We start from the raw sequence: 20,472 nt of genomic DNA on the forward strand, positions 1-20,472 counted from the left end.
GCAAAACCAATGAAACCCAAAGTGGCGATCGCCTGTCAGGGTGGGGGCAGCCAAACTGCTTTCACCGCCGGTGTAATGAAGGCTCTGTTCGAGAACAAGATGCAAGACCACTTCGACATTGTGAGTTTGAGTGGTACTTCTGGAGGCGCTATTTGTGCCCTACTAATTTGGTATGCCCTGAAAAAAGGAGAAAATCCGGTCTGGAAAAGATTGCTTGATTTTTGGCTGGATAACAGTGCCCAAACCTATCAGGAAAGATTTTTTAATGATTTTGTCATTAGGTCTCTGGAGTTGACCAGCAAAGGCATCGTTCCCCAGTATAGTGTGACTCCCTATTCTCCCCTAGCCCAGACCTGGTTAGCTTCGGCTACCCAAGGGTTACGGAGTCGCTTTATCAATTTAGAAGAATTGTTACAGGTTCATGTCGATTTTTCAGAGTTAGCAACTTGGGGCAAGCAATTAGAGCCCCCGGTACTTTTAATTGGAGCTTGCAATATTCTGACGGGAAAACTAGATAAGTTTAATTCTCGCCAGGAAGCCATAAGAATAGAGCATCTGCTTGCTTCGGCCTGTGTGCCAAATATTTTTCCCACCGTTGTTATTGAAGAAGAGGGTGAAAAAAAAGCTTACTGGGATGGCTTATTTTCTGATAATCCTCCCATTCGTTCTTTATACAGGCAAGATTTTGTCGGTATTGAGAACATTCCCCAGGAAATTTGGGTAATTAAAATTAATCCGACCCAGACCGATAAAATTCCCACCGATGCCGATGACATTGCCGATCGCCGCAATGAGTTGGAAGGGAATGTTTCTTTATTTCAAAGCCTGGATCAAATCGAATTTCTCAATTATTTATTTATAAAAGGAGCTTTTAAAGAGGAGTTTTTACAGGAAGTTGGCATCAAAGAGCCGTTAAAAATACCTAAGTCTTTTCCTGAAGATCCCGACCAAACTTATCATATACCAGCCATTGAAATGTCACCGGAATTGGCTAAAAGTTTAAATTATGAAAATAAATTAGATCGTTGCCCAGAAAACATTAATCGGCTGATTGCCGACGGAGAAAAACAGGGAAAGAAATTTATCCAAACGAGACTCCAACAAATGGGTATTCATTGATTATGAGCAAAAAATATGAGCTTTTATTTTAAGGTCATCAGGGCTAATCATTGTATTTCTTATCACTTTAATTCCTGCCCATGTACTCACCCAAACTAGCCCATATCCCCAATCGTTACAATCCTCTAATCAATCTAAATAAACTTTGGTATTACTAAGAAATATTCCTTTATTTTCTATCGAAGTTCCCTAAGGATGATATTTATGACTGGATATTAATATTTTTATGATGATAAGTTAAGTCCAAGGCAAACTAATTTTTAACCGTTGACAATGCTAAAAAAAATTTTCATTCTCGTCATGCTGTTAGCGATCGCCGGAGCGGGACTGGGTTACTATTTTTGGCGGCGGGCCACCCAAATTCCGGCTTGGTTTGAGGCAGAAACATCCACGCCCTCCATTGCTCCCCCAGCCGATTTTCTTCAGGAGAAGATTCGTCAAGAAATTGCCCAAAAGAATGATGGCGATCGCCAGGAACCAGTGAGGGTTACTTTGACAGAAAAAGAATTAGGGCAGGTCTTGCAAGGGGAAGTGGATCGTCAGTTGAAGATGGAATCTATACCCAGACTGCAAACTCAAATTAGGGGGGAAACCTTGGAAGTGGGCACAGTATTGGACCCCCAAATGTTGGACAATGCCCAACTGTCCCCGGGCCAAAAACGCATTGTTGATCGGGTTTTACCACTGTTACCGAGTCAAAATCAGCCTTTTTATGTTGCCTTAGAAGGTACGCCCCAACTGGCAGCAGGGCAATTGATTATGACGGAAAATTCCCGCATTAAAATTGGTGAGTTGAGCTTTCGCATCGGAGATATGGCCCAACGGTTAAATATTCCCCCGGAGAAGTTAAACCAATTACTGCAAGTAAATCTAGATGAGTTAAATTTACAGGGCGTACAAGTACAAGATGGCATGATGCAGTTAGAAGTTAATCCTTGACCTTAATTCCCCCTATTCTTCTCTACGGCACTAGATAAAATCATTGAGCATATCCCGTATGAAACTAGCAATGGGGATAGCCACTAAAATACCTAACAATCCGGCCACCTTGGCACCAATCATCAAGGAAAGTAAAATCCAAACGGGGTGCACCCCGGTGACACGACCCAGTAATTTTGGGGCTAGGCCATTTTCCACCACCTGATCCACTACAGTGGCGATCGCCAAGACTTTAATGCCCAACCAAATGCTCTGAAAACTGGCAATAATACTGATTAAAACAATGCTGGTGCCTCCCCCAAAGGGAAAGAAAGCCATAAAGCCAACAAACATACCAAATAGTAGGGCCAGGGGCACTTGAAAAATGCTTAGAGAAATGATTAAACTAACCCCTAGCAACGCCGCCACGGTGGCTTGGCCAATGTAGTAATTCTGAAAACTATGGCGTAATCTTTGTCGTACCTTATGACGCCAATCAATGGGTAACCAACGGAATATGCCATCCCAAAATGTCTGTCCCCGCAGCAATAAATAGACAGTCATAATAAAGATAAAGCCGGCTTCTACTAAGCTACCTGCAGTCCAAATCAATAAATTTATTAATTGGTTGGTAATGGAGCGAATTTGGTTAGGAAACTCATTGGATAATTCCCGGCCCCAAGCACGGAAATTGGTGGGAATTTCCCACTGATTGCTTAAATTATCTAGGCTTTCTAAGTGGCGATCGCCCAGGGCATTGAGATGGGGCAAAAGTTGTAAAACAGTACGAATTTGATCTACTAATTTGGGAATTACCAACAGACCAATCACCGCCAAAATAATCGCCGTGGTGAGTAATACCAATGCCACTGCGTAGGGCAACTTTAGACGGGGATAGCGCTGGAGCCAACGCACCGGATAACCGAGAATAAAAGCGACCAGGTTCGCAATAATAAAAATTCTCAGGGGGGACTGGAAATAATCCAATATCTGCAGTAGTACCCAACCGTTGAGCAGACACAGGGGCAACGTCAGACCAATCCACAACCAACGGCGATCGCCAGGGGGCATATTGGGCCAATTCATCAAAAAATAAAATAGTTAAACAATCCCAGCGACGGCAATTATCCTGGACTAATCGATCGCTTCATAGTCACTGTAAACAGTTTCATCAGCGTCAAAGTCAAATTCCTCCCCGTCATCTAGACCGTACACTGGAGCAGTTTCCACATAATCCATCCCACCGGGATTGACGGTGCCATTGATCATAGTGCCCGGTGTCATGGTGATGCCCGAGGACGCTTGGATAGGATTCAAATTGGTTTCCAGGGATTCAATCATTTGACTTGTCCCACTGCTAGTGCCCTGAACAAAATTGGCAAATTCATTACTAGCAGCCCCTTTGCCCTGTTGATAGACTTCCGTACCAATCAGTAAAATAATTTGCCGGAATTCCTCCACCAAGGTCTGCAATTTCTCCACCGGCGTATTGGGGGTCCGTAAGGCGATCGCCAATTGGTCCTTCTTCTGCTTGCCAGAAGACTTGAGTTCTTCCCGCACTAGTTCACCGCTTTCCTGGAGTGTAGTCTCGTAGGTGTGGAAAAGGCTATCCGCTTGGTTTTGTAGTTCCATCATCCGCAGACGCAATTGATCCTGGGCGGCATACTGTTGCGCCTCCTGGCGCATCTTTTCAATTTCTCCGCCGCTCAAGCCACCGGTATGGCTAATCACAATACTCTGTTCCTTGCCTGTGCCTTGGTCCTGGGCAGAAACCTTGAGAATACCATTAACATCAATTTCAAAGCTGACCTCAATTTGGGGCATCCCCCGGGGAGCGGGAGGAATCCCCGCCAGTAAGAACTTACCCAGGCTTTTGTTATCCCTGGCCATGGCCCTTTCCCCCTGGATAACATGGATTTCCACCGATGTTTGTCCGTCGACCGCTGTGGAAAACACTTCTGAGCGACTAGTGGGAATGGTGGTATTGCGTTCAATGATTTTTGTTGTTACCTCCCCTAGGGTCTCCAAACCCAGGGATAAAGGCGTTACATCCAACAGCAACACATCCTCCACCTCGCCACCAATGACCCCAGCTTGAATAGCGGCTCCTAAAGCTACTGCCTCATCTGGGTTAACGGAACGCTCTAACTGACTGTCGGGAAAAAATTCTTGAATAACCCGTTGAATGGCCGGAATACGGGTAGAGCCTCCCACCAGAATAACTCGGTGGACATCACTGGCCCTGATCTCACCATCGTCCAATGCCTGGGTGAGGGGAACCCTAGTATCTTCTAGTAATTGCTTAGTTAACTCCTCAAACTGGCTCCGGGCAAGTTCCATTTCCAAGTGTTTGGGTCCCGACTCATCTGCGGTGATAAAAGGCAAGTTAATGGTCGTATTCAGCATGCTGGAGAGTTCGATTTTGGCCTTCTCCGCCGCCTCCCGTAGTCGTTGAATCGCCATTTTATCGGTGCTTAAGTCAATATTTTCCTTTTGCTTAAAGGATTCTGCCATCCACTGGACAACGCAATTATCAAAATCATCCCCCCCCAGATGGTTATTACCAGAGGTGGATAGCACTTCAAATACTCCGTTACCAAGCTGTAGCAGGGAAACATCAAATGTGCCCCCCCCCAAGTCAAACACCAAAATTAACTCTTCCGTTTCCTGTTTATCTAGCCCATAGGCCAAAGCCGCCGCCGTTGGCTCATTGATAATCCGCAATACTTCCAAACCGGCGATCGTCCCTGCATCCTTCGTCGCTTGGCGCTGGGCATCGGTGAAATAGGCCGGCACGGTAATCACTGCCTGGGTAACCGGCTCCCCCAAAAAAGCCTCAGAGTCCGCCTTCAGTTTTTGCAAAATCATGGCGGAAATTTCTTGGGGAGTATAGGATTGTCCGCGAATAGACACACTGACGGTATCGTCCCGCCCCTTAACGCAGTTATAGGGCACCCGGGAACGTTCCTCCACCGTGTCATCCCAGCGTCGCCCAATAAAGCGTTTGATGCTGTACACCGTATTTTCCGCATTGGTCACCGATTGACGCTTGGCCAATTGCCCCACTAACCGCTGGGAACCTTTGGTGAAACCCACAATGCTGGGGGTGGTACGGCCTCCCTCCGTGTTGGTAATCACAATAGGTTTGCCCCCCTCCAACACAGAAGCACAACTGTTGGTGGTTCCCAAATCAATGCCAATGACTTTGCCCATAACTGCTGACCCCGAAAAACAATTGGTGACTTCTAGGTATTTTCTAGGAAAATTTAAGTCTTTTGATGCAAATTTAGACCATTAAGCCCCACTTGGCCATCCTTAGAGCCCATTTTATATTCCCATTCCTTTTTTCCCATTCTTCGACCCTGGAGTGATCGGAGTTTTTGCAAGACTGAAAACGCCGAAAATAGAACGAGGGACAGTGGAATGTCCCCCAAAATGACTGAGTACTAGGGGTTAGCTCCCGCCTCTCCATTCACCACTTCAGCTCCTTCTTCCGGAGCCACCGCCACCTTGACCATGGAATGACGCAGCACAATGTCATCTAAAAGATAACCCCGCACCAACTCCTCAATCACCGTATCCTCGGGATATTCAGCGGTGGGTTCCCGGAGCATCGCCTCATGGTATTTAGGATCAAAAGGTTTTCCCTCAGGGCGCATGGGAGCTACCCCCAAACCTTTAAGGCTGTCCACCAGGTTTTTGTACACCCCCTGATAACTTTTGTGGATCTGATTTTCCCCGTCGGAGTTGGGCTTGATCTGGGTGCGGGCCCGCTCAAAATTGTCCACCACCGGCAAAAGTTCTGTTATGGTCCTTCCTTTGATGAGTTTTGCTTGCTCCTCTTTCTCCCGCTGGGTGCGCTTGCGAAAATTATCAAATTCAGCTGCCAGGGCCACGTAACGCTTTTTGATGGAGTCTAGTTGCTCCGACTGTTCAGCCAATTCCTGGCGATGGCTGGCCAGGTCTTTTTGCAGAATGGCAATTATCTCTTCACTGCTTTTTTCTTGTTCCAGCGGCCCCCCTTCCGTTTCTGTGGCAGCGCCAATCCTCGGATCTTCCGACTGTTCCCCGGACGGCTCTCCTAAAACAGCATCAGTGGGCTGGGGACTTTCCTCCGGAGTTACGGCAGGAACATCACTGGCCTCTGGGGAGACAGGATTGGTTTGATTTTCGAGGGAAACTTGATCTTCGTTCATCTTTATAAGGTGAAACCTAGTTGTACACTTTATCTAAGCGTAACCCGACCTGAAAAAAACTCCGAATCCGATCGGGAGTTATGACGATGTTATTTCAATTCAGGTAAGTTAGTGCGGCCAGTTAACTAGACCGGAGGATTATCATTGTGAATAATCACCGATGGTCACCATTGGCTAGGGAATAGTTTACATCATACGAATCTGGGTAGGTCTTGCTATGACATCTTCCTCCTCTTCCAAGAAAAGCCGTGCCGTTGCCCTACGAAATTATTTTTCCCCCTTCGGCAATAAATTGGTGGCGGGGGGCCATGTAGATGCTGAACAATTGCGACAGGCCCTAGTCCAGGTGAAAAAAACTGGGCGGTCTTTGCCCGAGGAACTTAAGGCAGTCACTGGCCGAGAATTGTCCCCAGAACTACTGCGGCAGTACAAAAAAAATCAGTTATTTGAGCTCAAAGTACTTTACGGGGTGGACAGCGTCGATCCGGAGGTTGCCCCGATCGCCACCCAGCAAATGGCCGAGTTGATTGGGCGATTTTTTCCTTTGGATACTTGTCGGCGATTCAAGTTTTTGCCCTTAGCCCAGCAGGAAGGCGACCCCCCCAGTGTGCTAGTGGCCATGGTGGACCCCGATAACTTGGCTGCCCAGGACGAGCTAAACCGAATTTTGCGGGTTAAAGGTTTTGAATTGCGCCGCTTGGTGGTCACCCAAGATGATTTTAACCAACTGTTGGAACAGTACTATGCCATCCGGGAAGAGTGGGAGGCGGCCCAGGAAAAAAGGGACCAGGAAAGGGCCCTTGATAAACTTAATGATTTGACGGATATTGTCGGCTCCATCGACATGAATCTGGGGGAGGACAAAGAAGATGTAGATAATGCTCTAGACTCCAACGATGCTAACCAAGCACCGGTGATTAACCTGGTCAACAAAATTTTGGCTAAGGCTCTCCAGGAAGGAACTTCCGACATTCACGTGGAGCCGCAGGAAGAAACCCTGAGAATTCGTTTCCGCAAGGATGGGGTTTTAAATCAGGCTTTCGATCCCCTGCCCCGCAAAATTACCCCCGCCGTGGTGGCCCGTTTTAAAATTATGGCGGACATGGACATTGCGGAGAGGCGATCGCCCCAGGATGGCAAAATTCGCCGTATTTACCAGGGCAGGAAGGTGGATTTTCGGGTTAATACCCTACCCAGCCGCTATGGGGAAAAGGTTTGTTTGCGGATTTTGGACAACTCCGCCACTCAGTTGGGCTTAGATTTTCTAATCACTAACCCCGAAACCCTACAAACGGTAAGGGAATTGGCCGCCCGGCCCTATGGCTTAATGTTGGTGACGGGGCCCACCGGATCGGGAAAATCCACCACCCTCTACTCGGTGTTGGCGGAACGCAATAGCCCCGAGGTGAATATCAACACAGCGGAGGACCCGATTGAGTATGCTCTACCGGGCATTACCCAAGTGCAGGTGATTCGGGAAAAGGGCATGGATTTTTCCAATATTCTGCGGGCATTTATGCGTCAGGATCCCGATGTGATTCTGGTGGGGGAAACCAGGGATAAGGAGACGGCCAAAACGGCCATTGAGGCGGCTCTGACTGGACACTTAGTTCTCACTACTCTCCACACCAATGATGCGGCCGGGGCGATCGCCAGATTGGATGAAATGGGAGTGGAGCCGTTTATGGTTTCTGGGTCATTGTTGGGGGTGTTGGCCCAACGGCTGATGCGGAAAGTTTGTACGGAATGTCGCATTGCTTACCACCCTAGCAAGGAAGAATTGTCCCGCTTTGGGCTGTCCGCTTCCGGGGATGAAGTGGTTACTTTTTATAAAGCCAATTCCCTCAGTCCCGACGAAATCCATCTTGCCCGTCAAAAAGGTAATTTATGTCAAAAATGTAGTGGCAGTGGCTATAAGGGTCGGGTGGGGGTCTATGAGGTGATGCGTAATTCTGAGCGTATTGCTGAATTGATTAACCAGGGGGCCACCACTGACCGCATTAAGGATTGTGCGGTGGAAGAGGGCATGATCACCCTATTGGCCTATAGTCTTAATTTAGTGCAGGAAGGCTACACCACCCTAGAGGAGGTGGAACGGGTCACTTTCACCGATACCGGACTGGAGTCAGAAATGCGGGCTAAGCGCAAGAGTGCTTTAACCTGTCGTACGTGTGCGGCGGAACTGCAACAGGAATGGCTTGATTGTCCCTATTGCATGACTTCCCGGTTTAGCTAAATAGCGATGGGGGTGAGGGGGGAATTAGCTCTGTCCATGGACCATTGATAGGTGCACTGTCTTCCATTCTTTACCATTGACCAATGCCAGACACTAGCGCCTTTTCCGCAACAACTCGGCCCTATTTTGCCACTGTGGCCCGGGGACTGGAGGCGATCGCCGCCCAGGAGTTAACTGAATTGGGGGCAGAACAGGTAAAGCCAGAATTTGCTGGGGTTGCCTTCATTGGCGATCGGGCCCTACTGTACCGCATTAACCTCTGGTCTCGGTTAATTTATCGGGTGCTGATGCCCATGGCCACGGTCAAAGCCTTTAACGCCCAGGACCTATACCGCAGCATCAAAAAAATAGATTGGGACGAATATTTCAGCCCCGAGCAAACTTTACAAATTAACTGCACTGGCAAAAATCCCCAGCTTAACCATAGCCATTTCACCGCTCTTCAGGTGAAAAATGCCATTGTTGATCAACAGCGTGATCGCTATCAACGTCGTTCTAGTGTTGACCTCGAGCAGCCAGATATAGTTATCAATGCCCACATTCACCAAAACCATTGTCAACTAAGTTTGGATAGTACGGGTTTTAGTCTGCACCGTCGGGGTTATCGGCCTGCCCTGGGGAATGCCCCCCTGAAGGAGACCTTAGCTTCTGCTTTGTTAACTATGGCCGGATGGACTCCGGAACTCCCCCTTTATGATCCCCTCTGTGGCTCTGGTACTTTTCTCTTGGAAGCGGGGCTACAAAGTTTAAACATTGCTCCCGGCAAATTTCAGCCTGGTTTTTGTTTTCAGCAATGGCCCGATTTCGACCAAGACCTCTGGCATTCCCTCCTGCAAACAGCCAAGGCCGGGGAAAGGGATACCCTCCAAGCTCCCCTGTGGGGCAGTGACGGCGATCGGGAGGTAATTCAGGCGGCTAAGAGCAATGCCCAACAATGTCAGTTGGGAGGAAAAATCCATTGGCAAAAATTGAATTTTGCCGACATTGAACCACCGGCCGCCGAAGGAGTGCTAATTTGTAATCCTCCCTACGGTAAGCGCATTGGCCAAGAGGAAGCATTGGGGGATTTTTATCAACAAATAGGGGATGTGCTCAAGCAAAGATTTAGGGGTTGGACAGCCTTCGTTTTCAGTGGAAACAAGGCTTTGACCAAACGCATTGGCTTAAGAACCTCTGCCCGTTTTCCCGTTAACAATGGCGGTCTACCCTGCACTCTGTTGAAGTATGAACTTTACTGAAGTTGCCACATTGAATTATTGATTATTGAAAATTTTTAACGGTAACAATTAACCAATTTGCAATTGTTGGTGTTGTCTCCAGTTTGCTCCCCTACTCTGACCCTATTTCGTCCTTGGGTGGGTCAGGAGATCCCGAAAAATGCCACCATAATGGGTTAGTAGTTGATTTCTCTTCTTTCTCTCCAACTACTGCTTACCATAAAGTTTTTGCTGTTTTCACCATGACCGATCGCCGTCAGTATGCTCCCGCTACCCAACGCAACCGAGAGACGATCGCCGCTGTTTTGCAGGAGTATCTCCCCTCCCAAGGCAGTATTTTAGAAATTGCCAGTGGCACCGGGGAACATGCTTGCTTTTTTGCGCCCCTATTTTCCCCCCGTTGGTGGATTACGTCTGACCCAGACCCCCTTTGCCGGGAAAGTATCATGGCCTGGCGAGACCATCAAGCATTGGCCAATTTTCAGTCACCTTTGGATTTGGACGTTAATGACCAGGTTTGGCCAGTGGAGCGAGAAATATTACGGGAACCCGTTACTAGTATTGTGGCCATCAACTTGATTCATATTTCCCCCTGGGAATCCTGCTTAGGGTTACTAACTGGGGCAGAACGCATTTTGCCGGAGGGGGGCATCCTCTATCTCTACGGCCCTTACCGCCAAAAGGGAGTACCAACGGCTCCTAGCAATGAAGCGTTTGATCAATCGTTGCAAAGTCGTAACCCAGCTTGGGGTTTGAGGCAGTTGGAAGATGTGATTGGGGAAGCGGGAAAGAGAAATTTACACAATCAAGCAATAATTCCCATGCCTGCTAACAATTTATCGGTAATTTTCCAGAAGGGGTCAGGGCAAAATTCTGGTTAATATTCATTACTCACAGTCGGGAATTGCTGGGTAATCCGTTGCTAAAAATCCAGTAGATTTGACTAGATTCCATTTCCCTACCCTGCCATGATCTCAGACCAAACCCATATGCGTCGTTGCCTAACCCTGGCAAAAACGGCGATCGGCAAAACAGCCCCCAATCCCCTGGTGGGGTCGGTCATTGTCCAGGGAGACGAGATTGTCGGCCAAGGTTTCCATCCCCAAGCGGGGCAGCCCCATGGGGAAATTTTTGCCCTCTGGGAAGCTGGCGATCGGGCCAAGGGAGCGACTCTATACGTCAATTTGGAGCCCTGTAACCATCAAGGTCGTACTCCCCCTTGTACAGAAGCAATTATTCAAGCGGGGATCGCCAAGGTGGTGGTGGGCATGGTGGACCCCAATCCTTTGGTGGCGGGTAAAGGTATTAGTCGATTGAGACAGGCCGGCATTGAGGTGAAGGTGGGGGTGGAAGAGGAAGCTTGTCAGCGACTGAATGAGGCTTTTTGCTTTCGCATCAAGCATCAACGACCCTTTGGCATTTTCAAATACGCCATGACTTTGGACGGCAAAATTGCCACTGCCCAGGCCCATAGCAGTTGGGTGACTAGTAGCTCGGCTCGTCATTGGGTTCATCAATTACGCAGTCAATGTCAGGCGGTGATTATTGGGGGGAATACGGTGCGGCGGGATAATCCTTTGTTAACGAATCATGGGGTGGGCGAGGTGAATCCTTTGCGCGTGGTGTTGAGTCGTAGTTTAGATTTACCCATAGAGGCTCAATTGTGGGATCAAGATGTAGCTAAAACTTTGGTTATTACGGAAAAAACCTGTGATCGAAATACGCTTAGCCATCTAGAAAAATTAGAGGTAGAAACCCTAGTGTTGGAGCAATTAACTCCCTTGGCGGTGATGGAAGAGTTATATCAACGGAACTGTTTGCAGGTGTTGTGGGAATGTGGCGGTATTCTCGCTGCTGAGGCGATCGCCATGGGGACAGTGCAAAAAGTCCATGCTTTTCTGGCCCCGAAAATTATTGGTGGGGTTGCAGCCCCGACTCCGGTGGGGGAACTGGGTTTTCAACAAATGACCCAAGCGTTGAATTTAACTGATCTCCATTGCCAGGCAATCGGGCCCGATTGGTTATTTACGGGCTACCTATGCGGGAACGACGACAACGGTCAGAGCAATATTTAACTTCGTCCCAACAATTGGCCCATTTTTTCCGCCAGGTGAAGGGACGCTGGCAAACGGGACAAATTTTGCTGGGCAGATGGGCTTTGTTACCTCGGTGGGCCATGGTTATTAACCTCGATCAATCCTCTGCTGGTAAAGCAATAACCTTGCCGTAGGCAGTGGGGGACAGGTAAGTTTGGGCTGATTTTTGTAGATCTGCGGCCGTTAAAGCTTGAATTTGCACGGGGTAGGTCAAGGCCGGTTCTAAATCGCCAATTTGGGCGTAGTAATAACCATATAAATTAGCCCGATCGCCGGGGCGTTCATTACCGAAAATAAAACGATTGGCCACTTGGGTGCGGATGCGTTCTAAATCCTTTTCTGGAATGGGTTCATTTTGTAGTCGCTCAATATGGTCTAGGATGTATTGCTCTACCATGGGAATATTTTCCGCTGGTAACTGGGCCGAAATGTAGAACATACCCTGGGTAGCCTGGGTGGAATTACTGGCACCGATCGCCGTCACTAAACCCTTTTCTTCCCGCAATTCCCTAAACAAACGCGACACTCTTCCCCGACCCAAAATCACCGCTAAGACCCCCAGGGGCAAAGTTTTCTCAAACTGGTCTAACCCTGGCGATCGCCAGAGCAAAATTAGACGGGCCTGTTGCAAACTGTCATCCACCACCGTGGTCGTTTCTACCTTAGTGAAAGGCGGCGGAATATTAACCAGCGGGGGCATTAGGGTTTGGGAAGGGGATTTGACCCGGTAACAATCGGCAAAACTGCGGGCTACAGTTTCCACCAAATTACCAACGGACTGATTGCCCACCACCGTCACTGTCATGGCTGGGGGCTGGTACCAATGGGCGTGGAAATCCCGCATTTGTTGAGCTTGGAGATTTTCGATAATTTCCCGCCGTCCCAAAACAGGGCGAGCATAGGGAGTGCCGGGAAAAGCCAACTGCACCACCTGCTGAAAAATGCGTCGCTGGGGATCATCCTGCGATCGCCGAATTTCCTCTAGCACCACTAACCGTTCCCGTTCAAAGGGTCCATCGGCAATGGTGGGATTGAGCACCACATCCAGCTGTAAAGGGGCCAAATGCTCAAAATCCTGGGGCGCAGAGGTGAAGTAAAACTGGGTGTAATCCTGGCTGGTGGCCGCATTGGTGCCCGCCCCCCTTGATTCAATGGCCCGCTCAAATTCCCCCATGGCCAGGCGGGGAGTACCTTTAAACACCATATGTTCTAAAAAGTGAGCAGTACCGTTAATTTCATCTCCCTCCCAGCGAGAACCCACCCTCAACCAGAGCTGAAAAGATATGGCTTCCACCGGCATCTGCTCCGCAATAATGGTCAAACCATTAGGCAACACTTCAACATGGGGCAGATTGAGGCGGGGAGGCAATAGGCTGGGGGTCATGGAGGAAAACGGATAGGGTTTGCTCTATGTCTCTTTCCACTCTGACACAATGCTTAGGTTTGGGGGGAATTTTCTTCTCTTTGCTGAGACCCTGCCCAATGGTAAAGCTTAACTATTCCTGGGGGGTAAACCGCTGGAACCTGCCCAAAAACCTTTAAGATCAAGGGGTGGACTGTAATCCCCAAGAGAATTCTCCCAATTTTTGTCATCATTTGCCACTATGCTAACCACCGATGCCGTTTTAACTGTACTCCGTCCCGTTCAAGACCCCGAACTACAAAAAAGCTTAGTGGAACTGAACATGATCCGGGATGTGGCGATCGCCGGGGGCACTGTTAGTTTCACCCTGGTGTTGACCACACCGGCCTGTCCTTTGCGGGAATTCATTGTGGAGGATTGCGAAAAGGCGGTGAAAACTTTGCCGGGGGTGGAAAAGGTGGAAGTAAAGGTGACGGCGGAAACCCCCCAGCAAAAATCCTTGCCCGATCGCCAATCGGTGGGACAAGTGAAAAATATCATTGCCATCTCCAGCGGCAAAGGGGGAGTGGGGAAAAGCACTGTGGCGGTGAATGTGGCCGTGGCCCTGGCCCAAACTGGAGCGGCGGTGGGACTATTGGATGCAGACATTTATGGTCCCAATGCCCCCACCATGTTAGGTCTAAGCGGTGCGGCGGTACAGGTGCAAAATAGCCCCCAGGGGGAAGTGCTGGAGCCAGTGTTTAACCATGGCATCAAAATGGTTTCCATGGGCTTTTTAATTGATCCAGACCAACCAGTAATTTGGCGGGGCCCCATGTTGAACGGCATTATCCGTCAGTTCCTCTACCAAGTTAATTGGGGAGCCTTGGATTACCTGATCGTGGATATGCCCCCCGGTACCGGCGATGCCCAGCTTACCCTAACTCAATCGGTGCCCATGGCCGGTGCAGTCATTGTCACCACCCCCCAAACTGTCTCTTTGTTGGATGCCCGCCGGGGTTTGAAAATGTTCCAACAAATGGGGGTAAACGTGTTGGGCATTGTGGAAAATATGAGCTACTTTATTCCTCCGGATCTGCCGGATCGCCAATATGATCTCTTCGGTTCCGGCGGCGGCGAAAAAGCTTCCAAGGAATTGAATGTACCCCTATTGGGCTGTGTCCCGTTGGAAATTGGCCTACGGGAGGGGGGAGACAAAGGCGTTCCCATTGTGGTTTCCCAGCCCGAATCAGCCTCGGCCAAAGCCCTCACGGCGATCGCCAAACAAATTGCCGGCAAGGTTTCCATGGCAGCCCTGGTTTAGCACTAGGGTGTTAAATGCTCTTCGATGAAATTGGTGTACACATCCCCGGCCAGAAAAGCTGGGGTTTGTAGTATGCGCTGGTGAAATTCCAATGTGGTGGGTACTCCAGTGATGGCGCATTCCCGCAAGGCTCTCTGCATTCTCTTGATGGCCGAAGGGCGATCGCCAGCCCAAACAATTAATTTGCCGATCAGGGAATCGTAGTAGGGAGGGATTTCATAGTCGGTGTAAACGTGGGAATCAATGCGGACTCCGGGGCCACCGGGGGGGAGATAAGCACTGATTTTGCCGGGGTGGGGGCGAAAATTTTGTTTGGGATCTTCAGCATTAATGCGGCATTCAATGGCATGGCCACGAATTTCCACGTCGGACTGGCGGAAGCGGAGTTTTTCTCCCATGGCAATGCGGATTTGTTCCGAAATCAAGTCATAGCCGGTAATCATTTCTGTAACCGGATGCTCCACCTGAATGCGGGTGTTCATTTCCATAAAGTAGAAATTACCGTTACCATCCACCAAAAATTCCACTGTGCCGGCTCCGACGTAGTTAATGGATTTGGCCGCTTTCACCGCCGCCTCCCCCATTTTTTTCCGCAAGTGGGGAGTCAAAAAGGGACTAGGGGCTTCTTCGAGTAACTTTTGATGTCGCCGTTGGATGGAACAATCCCTTTCCCCCAGGTGCACTACGTTACCGTGGCTATCGGCCAAAATTTGGAACTCAATATGGCGGGGTTTTTCAATGAATTTTTCCAGGTAAACCCCTGGATTGCCAAAGGCCGCCCCTGCTTCCCCCTGGGCCGCATGGAACAGTTTGAGAAAATCCTTTTCTTCCTGGACGAGGCGCATCCCCCTACCGCCGCCCCCAGCTGTGGCTTTAATAATTACCGGGTAACCAATTTCCGCTGCAATTTTTAGGGCCGTTGCTTCCGACTCAATCAAGCCCGGACTGCCAGGCACACAGGGCACACCGGACTTTTGCATGGTTTTCTTGGCGGTGGATTTATCCCCCATGGCGGTGATGGCTTCAGGGCTGGGGCCGATGAAAGTAATTTGATGGTCGGCACAAATTTCAGCAAAGCGGGCATTTTCCGCTAAAAATCCGTAACCAGGGTGAATGGCAGTGGCGTTGCGGGTGAGGGCGGCGGCAATGATATTGGGAATGTTGAGATAGCTTTTATTGCTGGGGGGTGGCCCAATGCACACACTCTCGTTGGCTAGTTGCACGTGGAGGGCATGGCGATCGATGGTGGAGTGGACTGCCACGGTGGGAATGCCCAATTCTTCGCAACTGTGAATGATGCGTAGGGCGATCTCTCCCCGATTGGCAATTAAAATTTTGGCGAATTGCATTGGCCCACCCAGCTCTAGCGTTGGAAAACGATGTGTTTAGTCTTTTAGTAGAATATCGGGTTTTGTTGACTAGGCGATCGCCGATATACTGACCCCGCGTCCCCATTCCCATTGCCCATGACTTCCCCACCAACTCCAGACCAGGCCGCCGATGAGTATTTTGAGTATCATTTTGCCCATCGGGTCACCCCGGACCACCACGAAATTTTTCTGGAATGCCAAGAACAGTTAAAAATATTAGTAACAAAATATCCTGGTTATATTAGCAGTGAATCCACGGAATTAAGATCTGAAGGGGATATTTTTGTAGCGGAGACTGTAATCCGTTTTGATACACTGGAAAACTTTATGGGCTGGATAGATAGCCCGGAAAGAAGGCAACTAATTTACCTAGAAGAAAATGCTGGTTATCAGTTTGAAGGTAAAGTTAATACGGAAGGTTACAGTCGTTGGCTAAAACGCAAGTTGAGCAAACCTTCCCCTGTGTGGAAAATCAATCTTTTGGTGTTGTTGGTGCTTTATCCCACTGTGATGGGCTTTAACCTATTATTCCGTAAACCGGATTTTATCGACTTTCCCACCTGGATGCTATTTGGTAATTTTTGTAGCGTCTCTATCACGGGTTGGTTTGCGGTACCTTGGGTCAGTGGCATTTATCAACGCTGGCTAGAAGGTCAAGGCACAAAAAAAGAGCAAGCACTGGCTTTAGTAACCATTATTCTTGCCCTGCTTTTACTACTGCAATTTTTCCGGGTAATTTTCCAACAATTGGCCTAAAAAATAACGCTACATTTTTGGTAAGATTTGTACCAATTTAATAGCGGGCACCGTCCGGTAACTGACGAAATTCCTGCCAAACTACTTGGGCTTCTTCCTGTAAAATTTGCTCCGGTGCCAGCAGTCTTTCGGGGTAAGGTTTTTCCAAGTCTTTACTGATGTTACTGTCGTCAAAGAGATCTTCAAAATCGCTCCAACCAGCGGCGTAGTAAATTTTGTCAATCCTGGCCCAATAGCTGGTGGCGTAGCACATGGGGCAACATTCACAACTGCTGTACATCACCGCCCCTTCCAGGTTCCAGCTACCCACGGTTTTACAAGCTTCCCGGATGGCATTGACTTCCGCATGGGCAGAGGGATCATTATCTTGGATCACACTGTTCCCGGCCGCCCCAATCACTTCTCCGTCTTTGACAATCACGACGCCAAAGGGACCGCCGGTCTTGTTGACCACCCCCGCATCCCTCATAATGGCGATCGCCTGGCGCATGTACTCACGGTCTTGTTCGGTAACCATTGGGGTATATCCTCAAAAAGGGTAGATTTAGTCCGATGAACTACGACTGTACTTGGTTGTAATTTGCTTAACTATCGGCCCGAATTGTACTTTTAATTCACTAGAAGGATTAATGCAGAGATGCCGTTTCTCACAATTCTTTACATTGTTAAGGGTAATTAAGACCATGGTAGTTAAAGGTGTAATGAACTGGGCAGACTTTCTAGATATTTTGTGATGAAAACTGTTTTCTTTGGTACACCAGATTTTGCTGTTCCTACCCTGGAAGCTCTTTTGGGGCACCCGGATATTGATGTGTTGGCGGTGGTGAGCCAGCCCGATCGCCGTCGGGGTAGGGGGAGTAAGTTAATCCCTTCCCCAGTTAAAGAAGTCGCAGTACAAGCCGGTATTCCTGTGTGGCAACCGGAACGGGTCAAACGATGCCAAGAAACCTTAGCTAAGTTAAAAAATTGCCAAGCGGATTTCTTTGTGGTGGTGGCCTATGGGCAGCTACTTTCCCCAGAAATTTTGGTCATGCCCCGGCTGGGATGTGTCAATGTCCATGGATCCCTCTTACCCAAATATCGTGGGGCTGCTCCCCTGCAATGGGCGATCGCCAACGGAGAAACGGAAACCGGAGTCACCACTATGCTGATGGACGAAGGCATGGACACCGGGGCCATGCTGCTGAAAACTACTACCCCCATTGGCTTAATGGATAACCTAACGGCGATCGGCGATCGATTGGCTAGGTCGGGGGCGGAATTGTTAGTGCAAACCCTAAAGGATTTAGATGCAGGCCAACTGCAACCCATTCCCCAAACTGAAACGGAAGCCACCTATGCCCCACTGCTGAAAAAAGGGGATTTTGTCATTAATTGGCACCGGAGTGCCCTGGAAATCCATAACCAAGTGCGGGGTTTTGCACCGGCGTGCCACACAGCTTGGGGAGAGCAGATTTTGAAAATAATTAGCACTGTTCCCCTTGGAGCTGAATTTTTTCCCCTCTTGCCGGAAAAGTATCAAGATTTAGCCACCGCCTACCTAAATTACTCATTAGAAGCGGGGGAACCAGGCAATATAATCGGCACCATCAAAAATTGGGGACCTGTTTTGGAAACCGGCAACGGCCACCTATTATTGGAACAAGTTCAACCCCCAGGCAAAAAGCCCCAAAGCGGTTGGGATTTCATCAACGGGAACCGGAGCACCATTAGCTTCGCCTAAATCAAAGTAATTGAGCGGTAATTGACACAGTTTCCATGAGCGATCGCATCACGCCGGCAGAAAACCTCGGTAGTCCAGAAAGTTCCCTACTCCTCGCCCAGGGACTATCCAAAAGCTTTGGCGGTCTGCGGGCAGTGGACCACGCCGATATTGTAGTCAAAGAAGGTAGCATCACCGGGTTAATTGGCCCCAACGGTGCTGGCAAAACCACCCTATTTAATCTACTCTCCAACTTCATTCGTCCTGACCAAGGGGAAGTGCTTTTCAATGGTGATTCCATTGGCCAGCTAGCCCCCCACCAAATTGCCCTACGGGGTTCTGTGCGGACTTTTCAGGTGGCCAAAGTGCTCTCCCGCCTGACGGTGTTGGAAAATATGTTGCTGGCGGATCAACATCAGACTGGGGAAAAGTTTTTGCCCCGACTAATTAATTTTCGACGGGTCCAGAAGGAAGAAAGGGCCAATCGGGAAAAAGCCATGGCCATGTTGGAGTCGGTGGGCCTAGGGGCTAAAGCCCAGGATTATGCCGGAGCGTTATCGGGGGGGCAACGGAAGTTATTGGAAATGGCCCGGGCCTTGATGAGCAATCCGAAACTAATTCTGCTAGATGAACCCGCCGCTGGAGTTAACCCCACCCTGATTGGGCAAATTTGTGAACATATTGTCAACTGGAACCGCCAGGGCATCACTTTTTTAGTGATTGAACACAATATGGACGTGATCATGACCCTCTGTCATCACGTTTGGGTATTGGCGGAAGGGAGAAACTTAGCCGATGGCACTCCCGAGCAAATTCAATCTGACCCTAGGGTTCTGGAAGCCTATTTGGGCGATTCCTAGAAAATTTAAGTCTAAACTACTTTTTTCTAACTTCAAATCGGTGGTGCCTAGCACAATGTCAAACAAGATCCCCAAAAATAGAACTCGGACATTTGACTTGACTCCCGGTGAAAAACCGGACATGTCCCCCTATTTATTTCATTTGACAACAAAAGACAGCCTAATAAATATTCTAGAACAACAAAAATTAATATTGAATATCCCTCGTGGTGCAAATAAAGAGAAGCATCCATATAAAATGGTTTGTTTTACTGAAAGCCCACCCTTCGCATTAGATTTTTTTAGATATAGATGGAGTGACAGAAAAGATAGAATCAACTTAGAGTATGGCTTAGGATTTAGCAAAGAGACAATGGTTCATAAAGGTGTTTATCCTACTGTTTATCTTGACGAATCTTTGTTTAGTTACGTCAAAGATCTTAAAAAAAGAGTAGATGGTAGCCAAAAATCAACCAATGAAATGAAGAAGGAAATGGAACTTTTGATAGCACAAATTTCCCCTCTATTTGAAAATGCAGACTTACGGGGCTATACATGGGAAAGAGAATGGCGATGTACACGAGGAGATTCTCTAGAGTTTGATTATGTCGATATAAGATATATTTGTTGTCCACGCGCAGAACAAGAAGCTATCAGAAAAATAATAGAAGATTCTAATGAGGTTGAAGCTATCCAGCACATTCAATTTTTAGAAAATTGGCAGGAGTATGATGAAATAACCACTTTTTTGCAGAGGAGACAATTTACTGGAGACGATGAATTAGAGGAACTACTGGCGGAAAAGTGCCGTACCAACAATTTAATTAATTATTACAATTCACACTATAAAAAAATAGATGAACTGAAAACTCATCTCAACCAGGTAGTCAATTACATAAATAACAAAAAAGAAGAGATTCAAGATTCAATCAACAGAGAAGCAATACTTGAATATATAGCAGAAAATTTTGGAGAAGAGTCAATTGAAGGAGGTGTAAAGAGTATAATAAATGACGGGAGTATTGACCTCGGCTTAATTATTGCCAATGTTGCATATTGTGTCAAACAGAAAGTGAAAAAACAGGTGAAGGGAAAAAAAGTAGATGGAGAATACATACGTCGCAGCATAGAAGAAAACTATGCAGATAACCAAACTCAAAAAGAACGAAACAATGACAACAAAGTGATAGAGGATATTGAAAGTGGTATGAACTCTTCATTCAATTCAAAGTGGGAGAGGATAATCGACCCACTAGAACAACATTGACTATTGAGATGTGTATTGTATTTGTATGCCTTGTTTTTACAATGCAAAGTTAATGATTTAAGCTAATCCAGTGGCTACCTTATCTAATAA

At 48.1% G+C, this 20,472-nt stretch carries 18 protein-coding genes; 11 read left to right on the forward strand and 7 right to left on the reverse strand.

The features are described from left to right. Positions 1–9: 9 nt before the first annotated feature. Both C7I86_RS12170 and C7I86_RS12175 read left to right on the forward strand, forming a co-directional pair. Complete coding sequence (locus C7I86_RS12170; protein ID WP_010873514.1) at positions 10–1,119, forward strand: patatin-like phospholipase family protein; 1,110 nt, start codon at positions 10–12, stop codon at positions 1,117–1,119. Between the two features lie 273 nt (positions 1,120–1,392). Next, on the forward strand, positions 1,393–2,058 hold the full coding sequence (locus C7I86_RS12175; RefSeq protein WP_010873515.1) for a hypothetical protein: 666 nt from the start codon (positions 1,393–1,395) through the stop codon (positions 2,056–2,058). A gap of 30 nt (positions 2,059–2,088) precedes the next feature. Here C7I86_RS12175 and C7I86_RS12180 read toward each other — a convergent pair whose 3' ends face one another. The 3 genes from C7I86_RS12180 to grpE all read right to left on the reverse strand — a co-directional run bounded on the left by C7I86_RS12180 (position 2,089) and on the right by grpE (position 6,233). Then, positions 2,089–3,123, reverse strand: a complete 1,035-nt coding sequence (locus C7I86_RS12180) for an AI-2E family transporter (protein ID WP_010873516.1) — start codon at positions 3,121–3,123, stop codon at positions 2,089–2,091. A 48-nt stretch (positions 3,124–3,171) separates the two neighbouring features. After that, entirely contained in the window at positions 3,172–5,250 is a 2,079-nt protein-coding gene (dnaK, locus tag C7I86_RS12185) for a molecular chaperone DnaK (protein WP_010873517.1), read from the reverse strand. A 233-nt stretch (positions 5,251–5,483) separates the two neighbouring features. Continuing rightward, entirely contained in the window at positions 5,484–6,233 is a 750-nt protein-coding gene (gene grpE / locus C7I86_RS12190; RefSeq protein WP_010873518.1) for a nucleotide exchange factor GrpE, read from the reverse strand. 217 nt (positions 6,234–6,450) lie between these two features. Between grpE and C7I86_RS12195 the strand changes: the two genes are divergently transcribed. The 4 genes from C7I86_RS12195 (at position 6,451) to ribD (ending at position 11,761) form a co-directional block, all read left to right on the forward strand. Then, the gene (locus C7I86_RS12195) at positions 6,451–8,469 is read left to right on the forward strand and encodes a GspE/PulE family protein (RefSeq protein WP_010873519.1); all 2,019 of its coding nucleotides are present in this window, start codon (positions 6,451–6,453) and stop codon (positions 8,467–8,469) included. An 83-nt stretch (positions 8,470–8,552) separates the two neighbouring features. Further along, positions 8,553–9,707: an RNA methyltransferase gene (locus C7I86_RS12200; protein ID WP_010873520.1), complete on the forward strand. Its 1,155-nt coding sequence runs from the start codon at positions 8,553–8,555 to the stop codon at positions 9,705–9,707. 221 nt (positions 9,708–9,928) lie between these two features. Beyond that, positions 9,929–10,567, forward strand: coding sequence for a class I SAM-dependent methyltransferase (locus C7I86_RS12205; RefSeq protein ID WP_010873521.1), 639 nt, complete (start codon positions 9,929–9,931; stop codon positions 10,565–10,567). 87 nt (positions 10,568–10,654) lie between these two features. Beyond that, entirely contained in the window at positions 10,655–11,761 is a 1,107-nt protein-coding gene (ribD, locus tag C7I86_RS12210) for a bifunctional diaminohydroxyphosphoribosylaminopyrimidine deaminase/5-amino-6-(5-phosphoribosylamino)uracil reductase RibD (protein ID WP_010873522.1), read from the forward strand. On the opposite strand, the gene C7I86_RS12215 is transcribed toward ribD, so the two are convergent. Together C7I86_RS12215 and C7I86_RS12220 are read right to left on the reverse strand one after the other, a co-directional pair. Continuing rightward, complete coding sequence (locus C7I86_RS12215; RefSeq protein WP_071822661.1) at positions 11,712–11,864, reverse strand: DUF2256 domain-containing protein; 153 nt, start codon at positions 11,862–11,864, stop codon at positions 11,712–11,714. The genes ribD and C7I86_RS12215 overlap by 50 nt on opposite strands. Before the next feature lie 15 nt (positions 11,865–11,879). Then, positions 11,880–13,166 carry a pitrilysin family protein gene (locus C7I86_RS12220; RefSeq protein ID WP_010873523.1) on the reverse strand — a complete coding sequence of 429 codons (1,287 nt, stop codon included), beginning with the start codon at positions 13,164–13,166 and terminating at the stop codon, positions 11,880–11,882. 220 nt (positions 13,167–13,386) lie between these two features. Between C7I86_RS12220 and C7I86_RS12225 the strand changes: the two genes are divergently transcribed. Beyond that, the gene (locus tag C7I86_RS12225; protein WP_010873524.1) at positions 13,387–14,448 is read left to right on the forward strand and encodes an Mrp/NBP35 family ATP-binding protein; all 1,062 of its coding nucleotides are present in this window, start codon (positions 13,387–13,389) and stop codon (positions 14,446–14,448) included. 2 nt (positions 14,449–14,450) lie between these two features. Here the strand turns inward: C7I86_RS12225 and accC are convergent, their stop codons facing one another. After that, positions 14,451–15,797, reverse strand: a complete 1,347-nt coding sequence (accC, locus tag C7I86_RS12230) for an acetyl-CoA carboxylase biotin carboxylase subunit (RefSeq protein ID WP_010873525.1) — start codon at positions 15,795–15,797, stop codon at positions 14,451–14,453. A gap of 117 nt (positions 15,798–15,914) precedes the next feature. Between accC and C7I86_RS12235 the strand changes: the two genes are divergently transcribed. Next, positions 15,915–16,574, forward strand: a complete 660-nt coding sequence (locus C7I86_RS12235; RefSeq protein ID WP_010873526.1) for a hypothetical protein — start codon at positions 15,915–15,917, stop codon at positions 16,572–16,574. Between the two features lie 37 nt (positions 16,575–16,611). Here C7I86_RS12235 and C7I86_RS12240 read toward each other — a convergent pair whose 3' ends face one another. Further along, complete coding sequence (locus C7I86_RS12240; RefSeq protein WP_010873527.1) at positions 16,612–17,091, reverse strand: nucleoside deaminase; 480 nt, start codon at positions 17,089–17,091, stop codon at positions 16,612–16,614. A gap of 213 nt (positions 17,092–17,304) precedes the next feature. Here C7I86_RS12240 and fmt point away from each other — a divergent pair, with 213 nt between their 5' ends. The 3 genes from fmt (at position 17,305) to C7I86_RS12255 (ending at position 20,382) form a co-directional block, all read left to right on the forward strand. Beyond that, positions 17,305–18,297 (forward strand): methionyl-tRNA formyltransferase, encoded by a 993-nt coding sequence (fmt, locus tag C7I86_RS12245; RefSeq protein WP_010873528.1) that lies wholly within the window; start codon positions 17,305–17,307, stop codon positions 18,295–18,297. A gap of 35 nt (positions 18,298–18,332) precedes the next feature. Beyond that, a complete protein-coding gene (locus tag C7I86_RS12250) occupies positions 18,333–19,136 on the forward strand; it encodes an ABC transporter ATP-binding protein (RefSeq protein ID WP_010873529.1) in 804 nt (267 codons plus the stop codon). 121 nt (positions 19,137–19,257) lie between these two features. Next, the gene (locus C7I86_RS12255) at positions 19,258–20,382 is read left to right on the forward strand and encodes an abortive infection system antitoxin AbiGi family protein (RefSeq protein WP_231848037.1); all 1,125 of its coding nucleotides are present in this window, start codon (positions 19,258–19,260) and stop codon (positions 20,380–20,382) included. Positions 20,383–20,472: the final 90 nt, after the last annotated feature.

This window comes from Synechocystis sp. IPPAS B-1465 (assembly GCF_003015225.1).
Lineage (GTDB): Bacteria > Cyanobacteriota > Cyanobacteriia > Cyanobacteriales > Microcystaceae > Synechocystis.